This window comes from Knoellia sp. Soil729 (genome assembly GCF_001427985.1).
GTDB lineage: Bacteria > Actinomycetota > Actinomycetes > Actinomycetales > Dermatophilaceae > Knoellia.
In genome coordinates, this window is sequence record NZ_LMSA01000005.1 from 50,428 (window position 1) to 68,469 (window position 18,042).

Genomic DNA, 18,042 nt, shown 5'->3' on the forward strand with positions numbered 1-18,042 from the left:
ATGGCGATCACCACCTTCGCCTACGCCCCGTCCGCCGTTGCCGCCCCTGTCCCGGCAGGACCGGCCGTGGACCAGCCGAGCGTGAGCCCGACGGACCGTCTCGCGGCGGCGATCCTGGACGAGGCTGCCGCATCGTTCCCCACCCAGCAGAGCCGCCTCATCAAGGACGTCAGGCTGCGACTCCTGGACCTCCCCGACAAGCTCACGGCCGTCGCCATGGGGACAACGGTGTATCTCGACACAGACGCCGGCGGGGCGGGCTGGTTCGTCGACCTGAGCCCCAGCAAGGACGAGGAGTTCGCCAACGGCCTCGCCCCAGAGCTGTCCCCCGCCCACGGCAAGATGGACCTCCTCAGCGTCCTGTCCCACGAGATGGGTCACATCGTCGGCCTCGACGACGTCAAGCCCACGCACGCAGAGCTCATGGGTGCCGAACTGCGCCCCGGCACCAGGGTGCGGAACGCGGCCAAGACGCCCGACACCACCCGGCCTCTCGGGACGCGCGCCGGCAAGCCGTTCGCCCTGCACCTCGACGCCAGCACGACCGACACCGCCAGCACCGCCGACGGCGCCAGCACCACGGACACCGCTGCGGACACTGCCACCACGCAGCAACCTGCGACGACCGCCGCGGAGCCCTCCGGCGCGACCCCAGTCGCAGCGACGCAGACCCCGCCCGCCACGGTCGCCACCGACGAGCCGGCCCCCGTCGAGGACCCGGCGACGACGGCCGAAGCGACGCCCGCCCCAGTGGCCGAGCCACCCACGAGCGAGGAACCCCCGGCCCCGGCTGCGGTGGAGCCGGCCGCTCCGGCTTCGGACCCCACCACCGAAGAACCCGCCACCGCCGTCGCCGAGCCCAGCACGCTCGAGAAGCCGGCCGAGGCGCCAGCGGCGCCCGTCGAGGAGCCGGCCGCACCGACCGAGGAGCCGACCGCACCGACGTCCGCGGATGAGTCCGCGGCACCGCTCATGCAGACCATGTCAGCGACCGGCCTCGTGCTCCAGACCGCACCACTGGGCAACACGGGCTCGATGAGCGAGGCGGTCTACGACCTCGGCGACGGTGACGACGCAGCGGTGCTCGAGAACGACCCGGGCACGGCTGGCAACCTGCGCCTGCGCTCGACGAGCGGGACGTTCACCGACTCGTCGTTCGCGCGACCCACCAGCTCCCTGACCATCCAGGGCGGGAACGGCCGTGACTCGGTCACCATCTCGAGTGCCCTCAACGTGGGCGACATCCTGCTGAGGATCCTCGCCGAGCTCATCACGGTGACCTCCGCCGGCTCCGTCACTGCGGGATCGGTGGACTTCCAGGCGGCCGACGCCAACGACCCTGCTTCCGGGCTCGGGACGCTCTCCGCCAACATCGATGTGGCGGGCTCCATCACCGCGACAGGTGAGGTCTCACTCACCGCTCACACGACCAACTCGGGTGACGCGAGCGGTCTCCCCGTGGCGCCCGCACTGACCCAGGGCTTCGGCTCGAGCGCGACGGTCGACGTCCGCGGGTCGGCGACGACGGTCACGGCGTCGAAGGTCACGCTGGGCGCACGCACCGACACGACGTTCACCTTCAGGGCAGACGCCGACTCGGGCGGCTCCGTCAGCCTGTCCGGCGCCAACGTCACCCGTGCGGCCGTGACGGGCGGGGCCCACATCATCTCGACCGGCGACCTCGCGGTGTCGGCGCTCGACGACGTCACCGTGGCCATCGCGGTCACCGACACGAGCAGCCCCTCCGCGATCATCCAGGCCTTCAACCGCATCGGGGTCGACGTCGACCTCAGTCGCACGACCGGCGCGACCATCGGCGGCGCGGCTGGAGCCGACACCGTCAGCGCCGGTGGCGTCCTGACGGTCTCCGCCAGGAACACCGGCCTCGTCGACAGCGCGATCCTCTCCGAGCTGTTCGGCACGGTTCACCAGGACGCCACGAGCAACGTGATGGCCTCGATCACCGGTGCTCAGGTACAGGCGGGCTCGGTCGCCGTCAGCGCCTCGGGCGACACCGTGCAGCGGGCCGCGGCCAAGGTCGCCGTCAACGTCCTGGCCGGACTCGTCGCAGCAGCCATCAGGGACTCGCGCGTGACGAGCGGCACGGTCCTCGTGGCTGCCACCGACCGCTCCGCCCTCGAGGCCGTCTCTGCCGGCACGGCCGTCACCCCCGGCACCGCGCTCATCACCATCGCGGCCACCCGGGCCGACAACCGCATGGACCTGCCGGTCACCGCCGAGGTCGTCGACAGCACCGTCGACGCCACGGGCGGCGTGTCGGTGCTGGCCACCTCGGCTCCCAGCCTCCGGTCCCGGGTCGAGACCACGATCGTGCAGGTCTCCTCGGCCCCAGCACTCGCCGGTGCAGTGGCCCTCGCGGCCACGCTGTCGGTCAACGCCCTGGCAGGCGGAGCCCGCGCGTCGGTCGTCGACAGCACCGTCACCGGTGACGACATCGCGGTCCGGGCCGACGGCAGCGGAGCCGTGGTCGACGCCACCAGCCAGCTCAGTGCCACCAGCAAGGCCGGCGGCAGCCCGCTGTCGGCGTTCGGCGCCGGGCTCTCCATCGGCGCCAGCGTCGCCGTGAACTTCATCGGCTACACGATCAGCGACCTCGCCCTCTCCGTCTTCAGTGCCCTGATCGACGCCGACATCGCGGGGACCGCCGCCAAGCCGTTCGTCGTCGCCGCCGTCATCCGCAACAGCGTGGTCGACGCCAACGGCGATGTCACCGTCGAGGCCGTCGCCAGCCCGCTGGTCAACGCGACGGTGAGCAACGCCGCGCAGACGACCTCGGCCAACATCTTCGGATCGGCCTCCGCCGGAGCCAGCGCCGTCATCGCCTCCAACAAGGTCCTCGCCCGGGCCGAGGCCCTTGTCCAGGCAGCCGCCGACCACCTGGCCTCCGAGACCTCGGCCACCCTCCTCCACGGCCAGCTGGTGCGGATCGGTGTCGGACGGAGCATGCGCTACCTCGGAGCGAACCGCAGTGCGGTCGACCTCGGCGGCATCACGTTCGCTGGCAACCCGGACTGGGCACCGGCCAGTGAGCTCCACGCCAGCGGCGACCTCACCGTCCGCGCCACCAGCGCTGCCGGCATCTACGCCAACGTCAAGGTCGTCTCGAGCTCGGTCACCACATCCGACGGTGGCTCCCACCTCGTCATCGGCCAGTCGCAGTACGCCTCCCTCGCGGCCGACCACACGACGGCAGACGCCGCCGCCGGGACCACCACCGCCGTGGCCTTCCGCGACCGGGTCCGCATCGCCGACGGCTTCGGCGCGGCCGACTACGTGGCTGGGACAAACGGGCCCAACCAGACGACCCTGGCGACCGGCAAGGTCGTCGCCCTCGACACGGCATACGGAACCGGTCGGCTCACGAGCGCCTCCGGCATACGGCTGCTGCGCCTCGGCGACGTCGTCACCGTCGCGGACGGCCACGCCAAGCCCGGGATCGTGGGCGCGACCTACCGCTACATCGGGAGCAGCGCGCGCACCGACCTCGGCAGCCAGAACTTCACCGACAGGAGCCGTTGGGCGCTCGTGGGCGGCACCCCAGGAGCGGTCTACCGCTACACGGGAACGGCGGCCACCCTCGACCTCAACAGCACGAACTACGGCGACTCGACGCTCTGGACGATGCTCGCGGGTGAGGTGGGCACCGTCTACGAGTACCTCGGACCGGTGGGTGCAGGAACGGGCACCATCGCCCTCGACCTGCGTGCGCAGGACTACGCCGACCTCGGCTCCTGGCGCAAGGTGCCGGTGACGAGTGTGCTGCCCGCCGGCTTCAACGTCACGCAGTCCCGCTCGGCCGCACTCGGCGCGGTCATCGTGCTCAACGACGTGCGAAGCGACTCCACGGCCGCCATCACCGGGATGCTCGTCACAGCCCGCGACGTGCTGGTCGAGGCGCTCCAGTCCGGAGTCATCCGCTCCGACGTCGACGTCACCGCGTCGTCCTCGGGTGGCAGCTCCATCACTGGCCAGGGACGCTCACTCGCCGCCGGCGGGATCATCGCCACGAACCGCGTGCTCGGCAGCGCCACCGCAACCGTCGGCGACAGCGACGTCACCGCGCGCGACCTGCGCGTGCTCGCCTCGAACACCTCCGTCGTCGAGGCACTCAACGCCTCGGTGATGTCCTCCGGCGCGCAGTCGATCTCCATCGTCCTTGCCCTCAACACCATCGGCTGGAAGCCGACCAACCTCTTCTTCGCCGCCGTGGACGCCCTCGTCGGCAGTACCGCGATCAACTCCGCCTACTCCGGCAAGGACCCCGTGGGCGCCATCGCCCAGATCGTCGACAGCCGCATCACGGCCGGTCGCGACGTCGAGGTCCGCGCGACATCCGTGGCACAGGTGCGCTCCACCGTGACCAACAACGCCACCTCCGCACCCGCAGCGATCTTCGGGGCCAGCGGTCTGGCTGTCGCCGGCGTCCTGTCCAGCAACCGGATCGAGACCGTGGTCTCGAGCAGCGTCAAGAACGGCGCCCGGCCCAGCGACCGCACCCCCACCGGAAGCGGCTCCCTCGTCATCGGGGACCGCGTGCGCCTCAACCCCTGGACCGTCTACGAGTTCGTCGGTGCGCCTCGAGGACCCCCAGTCAGCCTCAGCGACAGCGTGCAGCACTACGCCAGCAACGTGATGTGGCGGCTGGTGAGCACGGTCGGCGCAGGTGGCTCGGTCACCGTGGCGTCGGCGGACCGCAGCGACATCGAGGCCACGACCTCGATCTACGGGGCGGTCAGCAAGAGCAACGATGCCGGGGCGGGCATCATCAACAACTGGGCGGGATCCGTCCTCGACGACTACCGGTTCACGAGCCGCAGCGGCACCCAGCGCGTGGCCTTCGGGGACCTGGTCCGCGTCGCCGACGACTGGAGCACCGACGCGGCGGGCAAGATCTTCCGCTACATGGGCGTCGACGGGGGCCCGGGGACCGGCATCGACCTGGGGGGCCAGGACTACGGCGACTTCGAGCTGTGGAAGGAAGTCACGCCCACCGTCCTCGTGACGCAGCAGATGAGCCTCGCCGCTCTCACCATCGCCAGCAAGGTGACCGGCAAGCCCCTCAACGGCACCGCGCAGAGCTACTACGCCCTCCTCGCCTTCTCCCTCCTCTCCTCGAGCACGACGGCGAGCATCGCCGGCACGACCGTCGCGGCCGCCGGAGCGGTCCTCGTCAGCGCCGAGGAGGCCGCTTCGCTCTGGGCCGCGGACGACAGCGCGATGGAGGTCAGCGGGACCGGCGGCATCGTCACGACCAACGTGCTCCTGGCCACTGCCTCGGCGAGCATCACGAACAGCAACGTCACGACGACCACGGGCGACATCACGGTCACCGCACGCAACGCCGCCGCACTCACGGCCCACGCGGTGTCGACGATCTGGGGCATCGAGGGCAAGAGCGTCGTCCTGGCCTTCAACTCCGTCGGCTGGCAGCCGAGCAACGTCCTGTTCAACCTCGTCGAGGCCGTGCTCGGGGCCACCCCGATCTCACAGGCCTTCCGCGGCGAGACCCCGGCCATGGCGTCCGCGACGGTGACCGGCAGCGTCCTGGACGCGGCCGGAAACTTCAGCGTGACGGCATACGACGAGCTCCAGCTGGACGCGCTCGTGGGCAACGAGAACATCTCCGGCTCGGGCGCCCCCATCTTCATCGACCGCAGCGGCGGCAAGGGCGCCCCGGCACCCAAGGTGGGCGGGTTCGGCAAGGCCGGCCTGAGCGTCGGCGGCGTCGTCGCCTCCAACAAGGTCTCGGGCGGAGCAGTCGCCACCATCACCGGCGGCACGGTCACGGCTGCTGGAGACGTCCTCGTCGAGGCGATCGACCGGTCGGCGATCATCTCGCACAGCACGGTCGTCCAGTCCGCGACCTCCTTGAGCTCCACCGGGGCCATCCTCTCGGCCGTGAACTCGCTGCTCTTCCCGAACGGCTACACGTACACGACCGCGTCCGGCACCCGATCGCTCGTCTCGGGCGACCGCGTGCGACTCGGGTCGTCGTATGCCGGGGGCGGCACCCCGGGCGGTATCTACCAGTTCGTGGGTGCGTCACCGATGACGTTCACCCTGGGATCGACCGACTACGGCACCGCCAGCTGGCTCGAGGTCCACCCCGCCACCGACGTGACCGGGCTGGAGAACCTGCTGCCTGGCATCACCGAGTTCGGGGGCCTCAATGTCCTGGCCTCCGACGCCCGCGCGATCGGGGTGCTCGTCAACGACAACGACCTCCGCTCCACCAGCACCGCTCGCCTCGACTCGACCCTGGTCGTCGCCGGCGGCAGCGTGAGCGTGCGCGCGGTGCTCGATGCCGAGGTCGTCGCGGACGTGATGACCAACGTCAACGCCTCCGGCGGCAGCTTCTACGGCACCGGCGACGTCCTTGCCGCCAACGTCATTGCGGCGACGAACACCGTCCTTGCGGATGCCGTGGCTGCCATCGACGACTCCGCCGTGGACGCCGTGAGCGTGCTCGTCGAGGCCGTGATGAGCTCCGGCCTCGACGCCACCGTCATGGCAACGACGACGAGCGGTGCAACCGCCGGGGCGTTGGTGCTGGCGTTCAACTCGATCGGGTGGAAGAGCCAGAACATCTTCTTCAACGCGATCGACGCGCTCCTGGGAGACCCACTGCTCTCGGACGCGTTCAACGGCAACGACGTCGCGGAGGCGAAGGCCACCGTGACCGGCTCGGCCATCTCCGCGGACGGTGACGTGACGGTCCGGGCCGACAACGCGACCCGCCTCAACGCCACGGTGTCCAACGCGGCCGACTCCACCGCGAGCGCCCTCTTCAACGCCACCGGCAAGAGCTTCGGCGGCATCCTCGTGAGCAACAAGGCCTCGAGCGCGGCCACGGCCACCGTGGCCGACTCGACGGTCACCGCCGGTGGCGCTGTGCTCGTGCACGCGGTGGACGACACGAGCATCTTCTCGAACACCAAGATCGTCATCTCGTCGGCGAGCACCAACAACGGTGGCGCAAGCATCATCAACAGCGCACTGGGCAGCCAGTCCGTCACTCCCGACTGGATGAGCAACGAGGGCAGCCAGACCCTGCACTTCGGTGACCTGGTCCAGCTCGCTGCGGACTTCGGCTCCGCTGTCGCCACGGCCGAGGTTGACGGCACCCAGGTCGTGACGGTCGCCCCGGGCGACGCGGTCGAGGTCGGGGACCGCTACGGCGAGGGACGGCTCACCACCGACTCCGGCATCCGCCTGCTCACCTTCGGCGACGTCGTCACGGTCGCGGACGGCTACCTGCCCGGTGGTGACGGGGGTCGGTCCTACCGCTACCTCGGACCCAACGCGCGCCTTGACCTGTCGGTCCAGGACTACCGCGTGGCCTCGCGCTGGGCGCCCGTCTCCGGCACCCCGGGCAGCGTCTACCGCTACCTCGGCACCGCCGCTGCCGAGCTCGACCTCAACAGCACCGACTACGGCGACGGGAGCCTGTGGGAGGAGATCGGCGGCGCTGCGGGGACCACCTACGAGTGGATGGGTCCCGACGAGTCGCTCGTCGACCTCGGCACCGCGAACTACGCCGACCTCGGCTGGTGGAAGCCGGTCCCCGAGGCCACTCCCCTGCCGGAGAACTGGAACGTCACGAACTCCGACTCGATGGGCCTGGGCGGGGCCGTCGTCCTCAACGACCTGCGCACCCTCGTGAATGCGTCGATCAGCAACGGGTCCACCGTCACCGGCGCCTCCGTGGCCGTGCTGGCTCGCGGTCAGGGTGTAGTGCGGGCCACGGTCGACTCCACCTCATCGTCGTCGGGCGGAAGCTCCTTCAACGGCCAGGGCACGTCGATGGCGGTGGGCGCCTCCATCGCGACCAACCGGATCATCAGCCACCTGAGCGCAGCCGTCGTGGACTCCGACCTCACTTCGACCGGCGGTGACATCGCGGTCGACGCCCAGAACCTCACCCAGATCGACGCCATCACCAACGCGGCGGCCATCTCGGGCGCCGACTCCGTCGGAGTCGTGGTCGCCCTCACCACCATCGGGTGGAAGGCGACGAACCTCTTCTTCGCCGCCCTCGACGCCATCATCGGTGGCCCCGTGCTGGGCCAGGCCTTTGACGGGACCGACCCGGCCAACACCGACGCGACGGTCACCAACTCCACGTTGGTCGCCACTGGATCCGTCATGGTCTCGGCCGTCAACGCCGCGCTCGTCAGCTCCGAGGTCGGCAACGACGCCACGTCGGCGCCCGCCGCAATGTTCGGAGCCGCCGGCACGAGCATGGGCGCGGTCGTGGCGAGCACCAAGATCGCGAGCTCGGCCACGGCGTCGGTCAGCACCAGTACGGTGACCGCCGGAGGCAACGCCTCCATCATCGCGAGCGACGACTCCGAGATCGAGTCCACGACCGCGATGGTGGCCGACGTGGCGCCGACGAACGACGGGAGCGCCGGCCTCATCAACCAGTGGGCCAGCGACACGATCGACGACTACGCCTACACCAGCAACAGCGGCTCGGTCCCGGTGAAGTTCGGCACCCGCGTGCGCGTGGCCGACGACTACGACCTCGACGGTGACGGTGAGACCGACGACACCTCCGGCAAGACCTACCAGTACATGGGCCTGGACACCTTCACCGACCTCCAGCTCGACGAGCAGGACTACGCGGACTTCGAGCTCTGGAAGGAGCTCACGCCGACAACGGTCATCACTGACTCGTTGGGCTACGCGCTCGTCGGCAGTGCCGGGCTGATCTTCGACAAGGACGGCGCCACCGGAGACGCGCAGAGCTACTACGGCCTCGTCGACCTCAACGACGTGCGCAGCGCCGTCACGGCCCGGGTCACGAACTCCGTGATCCACGCCGACGGTGGCATCACCGTCTCGGCCAGCGACACGGCATACATCACCGCCTTTGACGACAGCGTCGTCTCGGCGTTCGGCGCCAAGGGTGCCATCCTCGTCACCAACCTCATCCTCGCCAGCGCGGACGCCCTGGTGACCAAGAGCCCACTCACGGCCGGCGGCGACATCGTCGTCACCGCCGTGCTGGCGGCCCGGCTCGATGCCACCGCGTCGAGCTCGACCGAGACGTGGGACTCGCAGACGGTCATCGTGGCGTTCAACTCCATCGGCTGGAAGACCTCGAACTTCCTCTTCAACGCCATCGAGGCGATCCTGGGCCAACCCGTCCTCTCGGAGGGTGTCTTCAACGGGCTCGACCCGGCGCGAGCCCACGCCATCGTCACCGACAGTCCCCTGCGGGCCGGACGTGACATCACCGTCACCGCGACCTCCCGCTCCGAGCTCATCGCGGTGTCCTCCAACGACAACACGGTCGACGGCGTCGTCGACATCGTCTTCCCCGGGGCCAGCCAGAAGGCGGACTACGACAAGAAGAAGAAGCCCGAGGGCAAGAAGGCCAACGGCTACGGCGCCAGCGGTGCAGCCGGCGGCTACATCATCGCGAGCAACAAGGTCAACGGCGAGGCCATCGCGACGGTCACCTTCACCGGTCCCGCTCGCGGCACGGTCTCCGCCGGCCGCAACATCGCCGTGAGCGCCGCTGACAACGGAACCATCGACGCACACAGCACGGTCATCCAGGACGTCACCGTCGCCAACACCGTCGGTGGCCTGGTCGACATCGCCAACAGCATCCTCATCCCCGGCGACTACGACTACACGACGGCGTCGGGCACCCGGGACATCAAGACCGGTGACAAGGTCCGGCTCGGTGGTGCCTATGCCGGTGGCGGCCAGGTCGGTGCCGTCTACAAGCGCACCGGGCTGGGTGGTGAGCTCGACCTCGGCGTCCAGGTCTATGACCTCGCGCACGGCTGGACGAAGGTGCTCGCCACCGACGGCAGCCTCGAGAGCCTCTTCCCGGGAATCACCGGGTTCGCCAACCTGAACTTCACCGCCTCCGAGGCCCGCGGCGTCGGCATCATCGTGCTCTACAACGACCTGCGCAGCGAGGTGCACGCCACGGTCGATCACGCGGTCGTCACGGCGTCGGGTGGCACTCTCACCGTCTCCGCGCTGCAGAACGCCCTGCTCAAGGTGCTGGCGCTCGTCAACGTCTCGGCCCTCGGGGGCAGCTCGATCGGCAACGGCGCCACACCCGAGGACGGCCCCGACGTGTATGCCTACACCGGGCAGCTCGTGACCAACGTCGTCCTGGCGCACACCACCGCCCTCGTCGACGACAGCCGAATCACCGCGGCTGCGCTCGCCATCGACGCGAAGTCGACCTCCGGGATCGACGCCCGCATCGAGACCTCAGCCACCTCCGGCGAGGACTCGGCTTCGGTGACCATCGCGTTCAACACGGTCGGGTGGAAGGCGCAGAACCTGCTCTTCAACATCATCGACGCCGTGCTCGGCGACCCGTTGCTCGCCACCGCCTTCAAGGGGATGGACCCGGCCTCGACCAGCGCGAAGCTCTGGGACACGACGGTGGTCCTCACCGGCGACCTGCGCGTCGTGGCCGACAACTCGGCGCAGCTCAACGCCACCGTCTCCAACACGGCGATCTCACAGGCCTCGGCCCTGTTCGGCGCCTCGGGTTCCGCCGGCGGCGGCCTGCTGGCGAGCAACAAGGTCGCGAGCGCAGCATCAGCCCTCGTCGGGTTCACGACCCGCGATGCCAGCCGGACCACGCGTGAGATCGATGCGGACGGCGCCGTGGTGGTCACCGCCACCGACTCGTCGGGCGTCTACTCCAACATCAAGCTGGTCTCCTCCTCGACGACCACCAACGATGGTGGACTGAGCATCCTCCAGCAGAGCATCACCGGAACCCTGCCGGCCGACTTCCTCTCCAGCGAGGGTGAGGTCCGGCTCGTCTTCGGCAGCACGGTGAAGATCGCCGACGGCTACGTCGACACCGACTGGTCGACGGACGACGGCGAGGTCGCACTCGAGAACGGCCAGAAGGTCAGTGTGGCTGCGGGATACGGCGAGGCGCGCTTCACCCAGAACTCCGGTCGCCGACTGGTGCTCACGGGAGAGGTCGTCGACGTCGACGGGACGCTCTACCGCTACACCGGCCCCAACGCCCGCATCGACCTGGGCTCGCAGGTCTACTCCACTGGTCCGTGGGTTGTCGTCGGCGGTGAGGACGACGCGATCTACGAGTACCTCGGCCCGAGCGTCGACCTGAGCGACGAGGACGACGTGGTCGACCTGACGCTGCAGGACTACACCGACACCACTCTCTGGCGGAAGCTGGCGGGCACGCCGGGCGACGTCTACACCTGGCTCGGCGACGATGACGGTGTCCTCGTCGACCTCGGCACCCAGAACTACGGCGACCTCGGCTACTGGAAGCCCAACCCGCTCACCAGCATCGTGCCGGGCATCAACATCGATGAATCCGACTCCAAGGCCGTCGGCGTCGTCCTCGTCCTCAACGACGTCCGTAGCACCACCCACGCGGCCATCACCGACCTGGACCTCACTGCGGCATCGGTGGAGGTCGCGGCCCGCTCCATGGCGGTCATCCGCGCACGCACCGACGTCGACGTGACCTCCTCAGGCGGTCAGTCGTGGGGTGGAGAGGGTGACTCGATCGCCGTCGGAGCGGTCATCGCCACCAACGTCATCCAGTCCAGTGTCATCGCAGAGGTCCTGCGGTCGGACATCGTGACCACCAGCGGCGACGTGGTCGTCGTCGCGGACGGCCTCACGCAGATCGATGCCGAGACCCTCGCGAGCATCCAGTCCGAAGGCGACTCCTACGGTCTGACCCTGGCCTTCAACACCATTGGGTGGAAGACCCAGAACTTCCTCTTCAACACCGTCGACGCCATCCTCGGCGACCCGCTGGTGGCCGAGGCGTTCGACAACAACAACCCCGCCGAGATCATCGCCCAGCTCGTCGACACGACCGTCAACGCCTTCGGGGATGTCCGGGTCAACGCCACGAACGAAGGGTCCGTCACGGCGCAGGCCAGCAACGCTTCCTCCAGCGTGGTCGTGACGTTCACCAAGGCGGAGGCCTTCGCCCTCGGCTTCCTCGTCGCGAGCAACATGGTCAACCTCATGACCCGCTCCCAGATCCTCTTCAGCGGAGGCGACACGACACACACGTACTCCAGGAGCGACCGGCCGACGACCCTCCAGAACGGCGACCAGGTCGCGGTGAGTCCGGGCGTGGTCTACCGCTGGACCGGCGGACCCCGTGCTCCCCCGACCGGATCGACGACGATCAACCTCAGCACAGAGTCCTACACCACGAACAGCAGCTGGACCCTCGTTCCCAACCTCGTCAAGGCCGGCGGCTCAGTCGCCGTCACCGCCGACGAGAGCGCGGGGATCGACGCCACGTCCACCGTCGAGGTCACCGCGTCGGCCTCCAGCACCGCTGGCATGAACATCGTCCTCGACCTGCTCACCACCCTCCTCGAGGACTACCAGTACACGACGAACTCGGGCACCCGCCTCGTCTCCAAGGGTGAGGCCGTCCGTCTCGACTCCGGCGACGTCTACGTCTTCACGGGCTCGACGCCCACCTCGTTCGACCTGGGGGCAACGGACTTCGGCGCCTCGCCGCTCTGGGCGAAGGTCATCCTCGGCGACACCCTCGATGCCCTCACCGCCATCGGCATCGACGTCACGGGCATCCTGGGGGCGGACGCCACCGGAGTCGGCGGCATGGTCGTGCGCAACGACGTGCGCGGGGACGTCGCCGCGACGATCGCCAACGCCAAGGTCGTGGCCGGCGACGACGTCCTCGTCTCGGCCCTCGAGTCCGCGACGATCCGCGCGGTCACGACCGGCACGGTCTCGGTCGGCGGGGGCGGGTTCATCGGCGAGGGGAGCTCCACCGCCGTCAACTTCGCGGTGGCGAGCAACGTCGTGCTGAGCGGAGCCCTCGCCTCCGTCCTCAACACGGAGGTCGATGCCGGCACCGCGGCCGACGACACGATCACGGTGACGGCGCAGAACACCAGCCTCCTCGACGCCCGGACCAAGACCTCCACCACCTCGGCCGGTGTCTCCGTGGGCGTGACGATCGCCGTCAACACGGTCGGGATCGACTCGCAGAACATCCTGTTCAACATCCTCGAGGCCATCGTCGGCGATGTCATCGACACCGAGCAGGACCGCCCGGCGAGGACCGAGGCCAGGGTCACGAGCTCCGACCTCGCCGCCGGAGGCGCCATCGCGGTGACAGCGACCTCGTCGGCGAAGATCACCTCCGAGGTCGAGGCCTCGTCGGTCTCCATTGCCAGCAGCATCGACCAGGACGTCACGTCGGTGAGCGTGGGTGTCGTGGTCTCGATGAACCGGCTTCGTACGACGGTCAAGGCCGTCGTGGAGGGCTCCCCTTCCGTGCAGGCAGGAACGAGCGTGGCCGTGACGGCGTCCAACACCGCCTCGATCTCCTCGACCGTCACCGCCCCGACGATCTCGATCGCCATCAGCGGGCAGCAGTCCAAGAGCGTGAGCATCGGGGTGAGCATCGCCCGCAACGACGTCGGCGTGGCCATGAACGCCCTCGTCACCGCGGTCGCGGACCTCGACGCCAAGAACGGTGACGTCCTCGTCAGCGCCACCCAGGGTGCCTCGATCACGGCGACCTCGACGGCCACGTCGGTCTCCATCGCCGCTGGCTTCGGGGGCAACAGCCTCTCCTTCGCCGGTGGCGGCGCGAGCGCGATCAACCTCCTCACCGGGACCGCTGACGCCGAGATTCTCAACAGCACCGTCACGGCCCGGGCGACCGCAGCGCCCTTGGGTGCGATCCGGGTCACGGCAACCCAGACGGCGACCATCGACGCGCTGATCCTCGCAGCCTCCATCGCTGTCAGCGGCAGCATCTCCGCCGGCGCCACGGGCATCGCCATCGGGATCTCGGTGGCCCGCAACCTCATCGGATGGGCGGAGTACGGCGGCCCCACCCCTGCGACCGTCCGGGCGCGCACCCAGACGTCGGCCCTGGATGCCCAGCGCGGGATATTCGTGGGCGCCTCGTCGCCCACCGCCACGATCCACGCAACCGTGGTGGCGGCGGCAGTCTCCTTCACCGGAGGCGCGGGTGGTTCCACGACGTCGGTGAGTGCAGGCGGCCTGTGGACCGAGAACAAGGTCTCGGTGAGGGTCGTCGCCGAGATCGTCGGTGCCACGAGCGTCAGGACCCAGGGCGGCGGCGTCACGGTGACCGCCGACGACCACACCGAGATCATCTCCAACTCGGCAGCCGCGGCCCTGGCAGCGGCCATCGGCACGTCCAGCGCCAGCTCCATCGCCGTCGGCATCGCCCTGGCCTACAACCGGGTGGCCAACGAGGTCACCGCCCGGATCGCCGACGTCACCTCGCTGACCACCGGCGGGTCGGCCGTCACTGTCAAGGCGACCGACTCGGCGACCATCAGGGCGCTGACGGTTGCCGTTGCCATCGCCCTCTCGGGCGGCGGAGGCACCTCCCTCGCGGTGTCGGGCGGCGGCGCGATCGCGTTCAACGGCATCACCACGAAGACGAACTCCTCGATCGAGCGCTCCCTCCTCGGAGTCGACACGACGACCCGCGTGGGCGCCGTGACAGTGACGGCACAGAGCACCTCCGTCATCCAGGCATTCGTCGCGGCGGTGTCCGCCTCCGTCGCCATCGGCAACAACGGCGTTGCCGTCGCCATCGGCGCCTCGATCGCCCTCAACCTCATCGGCTACGACCTCTTCGGCGACCCCGACATCCAGGTCGAGGATGCCGAGGACGCTTCCGGGTTCCTCATCGGCACCCCCAACCCGGCCCAGGTGCGGGCGCGCATCATCGACACGACGATCTGGTCCAGCGGGGCCCTCCTGGTCACCACGACCGCTGCCCAGACCATTGACGCGTTCGTCGCGGCCGGTGCTGTCGGGATCGCCGGTGGCGACAACGGGATCGGAATCAGCGTCGCCGGTGCCTTCGCCGGCAACCGGATCAAGACCGACGTCGAGGCCTCGGTCAGCGACCCCACCGCCACCACTGGGCAGCGCGACACCGTCACCGTCGGCTCCGCCTCCATCGGCGCATCGTCCACCTCCGGGATCCGCTCCTTCTCCGGGGCCGCCTCGATCGCCGGCGGCTTCGGCGGCACGACCGGTCTGGCGGTCTCCATCGGCCTGAGCATCGCGTGGAACCAGGTCGGCGACACCGTCGTGGCGGCTCTCGACGACGTGGTGCTCACCTCCGCCGGCGCGGTCAAGGTCGAGTCGGGCACCTCGGGACGCCCGCTCTTCGACCTGTCAGGTGTCACCGCCAACCAGCTCGACGACCTCGCCAGCAGGGAGGACGACGACCTCGCGGACTTCCTCGTCGGCCGTTTCGAAGCCCTCAAGCTGCTCACCACCAGCGGCACCAACGAGCTCACGTCCGTGACGAAGGCGAGCGGTCTGTGGAAGGTGACCTTCGCGAAGAGCGGCGGGGGCGGCATACGCAGCTTCGAGGTTCGTCTGCACGGGAGCGAGCTGTTCATCACCTCGACCGACGCCACGCTGTTCGACGCCACCATGTCGACGCGCCCGGCAGCGGTGACCGCTGCAAGCCTGGCCTCACGCGCCGGTGGGCCCAACGCGGCCACGGACGCGGCCCTCGTCGCGTGGTTCGTCGCCTCGAAGCTGCTCACGCAGGACGCGAAGACGACCAGGCCGTATGCCGTCACCGGGGTGGCGACCGTCTCCACGGACCACTGGAGCATCACCTTTGCCCGCTCGGACGGAACCGAGGCGCGCCGCTACGACGTCATGGCATCCGGCGGGACGCTGTACGTCAACCAGCCCATCGCACTCGAGGACATCCGCACGGCCGAGCTCGACGACCTCATGACCGACGCGGAGAGCGGCATCGCGGCCACGATCCTCGGGCAGTTCCCCCGCTTCAACACCGTGCGCTCGGTCTACGCGCTCCAGCCGGGCAGCCTCTGGCAGGTCGTGCTGCAGAACGTCCGGGGTGACAACGAGCTCGAGACACAAAGCTTCTACGTCACCAGGGTCAACGGCCTGTTCCACGTGACGACCGCGACCATCGACGCCATCTCGGCGGCCGCGTCGATCGCGGCCTCGTTCGGTGGCACCGCGGGTCTGTCCGTCAGCGGCGCCGGCGCCATCGCGCTCAACGTCGTCAACGCCCGCACGCTCGCCCGCATCTCCAACGCCAGCGTCACGGCAGGGGGCGACGTCGACGTCCTTGCGACCAACACCAGCACGGTCAATGCCCTCATCGCGGCCCTCTCGGTCGCCATCGGTGCCGGCGGCAGCGCCGGGGTCGGCGCCTCCATCGGGATCTCGGTCGCACGCAACCTCATCGGCAGCAGCCTGTCCGGTGGCGACGCCGACGACCGGGTGCAGATCGTCGCCACCGTCCTGGGCTCCCCGGTCACCTCGACGAGTGGGGCGGTGCGGGTCAGCGCGACCGACGGCGCAGTCATCACCTCCCTCGTCCTCGCCGGATCCGTCGCCTTCGGCGCCTCGGGCTCGGGGGCCGGCGCCTTCGGCGGAGCGGGGGTCTATGCCGAGAACACGATCAAGGTGGACGTCAAGGGCACGATCGACGGCGACCCCGCGGGCGCCGGGACCCGCCGGCCGATCACGGCTCACTCGGTGACGGTGACCGCGACCGACACCTCCACCATCTCGTCCATCGCCGGTGCCGCCTCGATCGCGGCGGCCTTCTCCGCAGACGCCGCGGCAGCCATCTCCATCGGTGTCGCGATCGCACTCAACCAGGTGGCGAACACCGTCGAGGCCTCGCTCACCAGTGTGACGGTCACGGCCAACGGCACCTCCGGTGTCGCCACTCCCGCCGGGACGCCGGACGGCGGGATCACCGTCGCGGCGAAGGAGACCGGCCGGATCTTCTCTCTCACCGCCGCCGCTTCCCTGGCCGCCGCTGCATCCCTGTATGCCGGGATCGCCGTGAGCGGTGCCGGTGCCTTCGCGTCCAACGTGGTCACGACCGCCACGAACGCGCTCGTCGAGGACAGCAGCCTCACGGCCAAGGGCGCCATCTCCGTCACCGCGGACGACACCTCCAGCATCCAGGCACTCATCGCCGCGGTCTCGGCCGCCATCGGAGCCGGTGCGGCGGGCATCGGAGTGTCCATCGGACTCTCGCTGGCGAGGAACGTCATCGGTGGCACCCGCACCGTGATCGGTGCCGACTTCCGGAGCAACGAGACCGCCGACCTGGTCGGCGGGACGGACCCGAGCACCGTGCGGGTCACCGCTGGTCACGTCAGCCCGGACCTGCAGAGCAACGACGGTGACGGCACCTCCGCCAACGACGTCTACCTCCTGCCCGGCCTCATCGTGCGCATCGTCGGCGGCCCGTCCGAGGGGCGGCTCTACCGCTACATCGGGACGTTCACGGCGGCTGACCTCGACAGCGTCAACTTCAGCGACACCGGCACGTGGGTACTGGTCGGCGGCGCGGCGGGCGCGGTCTACGCCTGGAGGGGCGTCACCACGAGCGGTGTGGACCTCAACCGCCAGAACTTCCTCGACACCTCGAAGTGGCGCCTTGTCAGCGCCGACCACACCACCGGCGAGACGCTCACCACCGGAAGCCTCGTGGCTGGTGACACGGTGCTCGTGGTCGCCGGACCCGGAGCGGGCGACGTCTATGGGTACATCGGACCCACCCGCACGGCCACGACGACCCACCCCATCGACCTCCGGACCGAGGACTTCCGCAACAGCACCGCGTGGGAGCTGGCCAACCTGGCGTCGACCCCGGCACAGGTCCGGGCCCGCCTCATCGGGTCGAGCGTCGCCACCGAGGGCTCCCTCACCGTGGAGGCGAAGGCTCGCCCCACCATCGAGGCTCTCGTCGTCGCGGCCTCAGCGGCCATCAGCGGGGGCGGCTTCGGCTTCTCCCTCAGCGGCGCCGGCGCGGCCACGCTCAACTCCATCGCCATGCAGGTCGAGGCGACGATCACCGGCGACGGCGTGGTCCACAACCCGGCACCGCCGAACCCCGCTGCGGCGATCACGGCCACGAGCGTGACCCTGCGCGCCACCGACACCGCCACCATCCGGGCGGTCACCGGTGCAGCATCCCTGGCCATCGCGATC

1 protein-coding gene (only partly in view) is annotated in these 18,042 nt (G+C 69.8%); it reads left to right on the top strand.

All coding sequences use genetic code 11. The features are described from left to right. A protein-coding gene (locus ASG74_RS15155) for a Calx-beta domain-containing protein (protein ID WP_056145508.1) crosses the window boundary here: on the top strand, positions 1 to 18,042 show its 5' portion. The gene runs 21,882 nt beyond the window's last position; the window shows 18,042 of its 39,924 coding nt (coding positions 1-18,042); the start codon lies at positions 1 to 3; its stop codon lies off the right edge, out of view.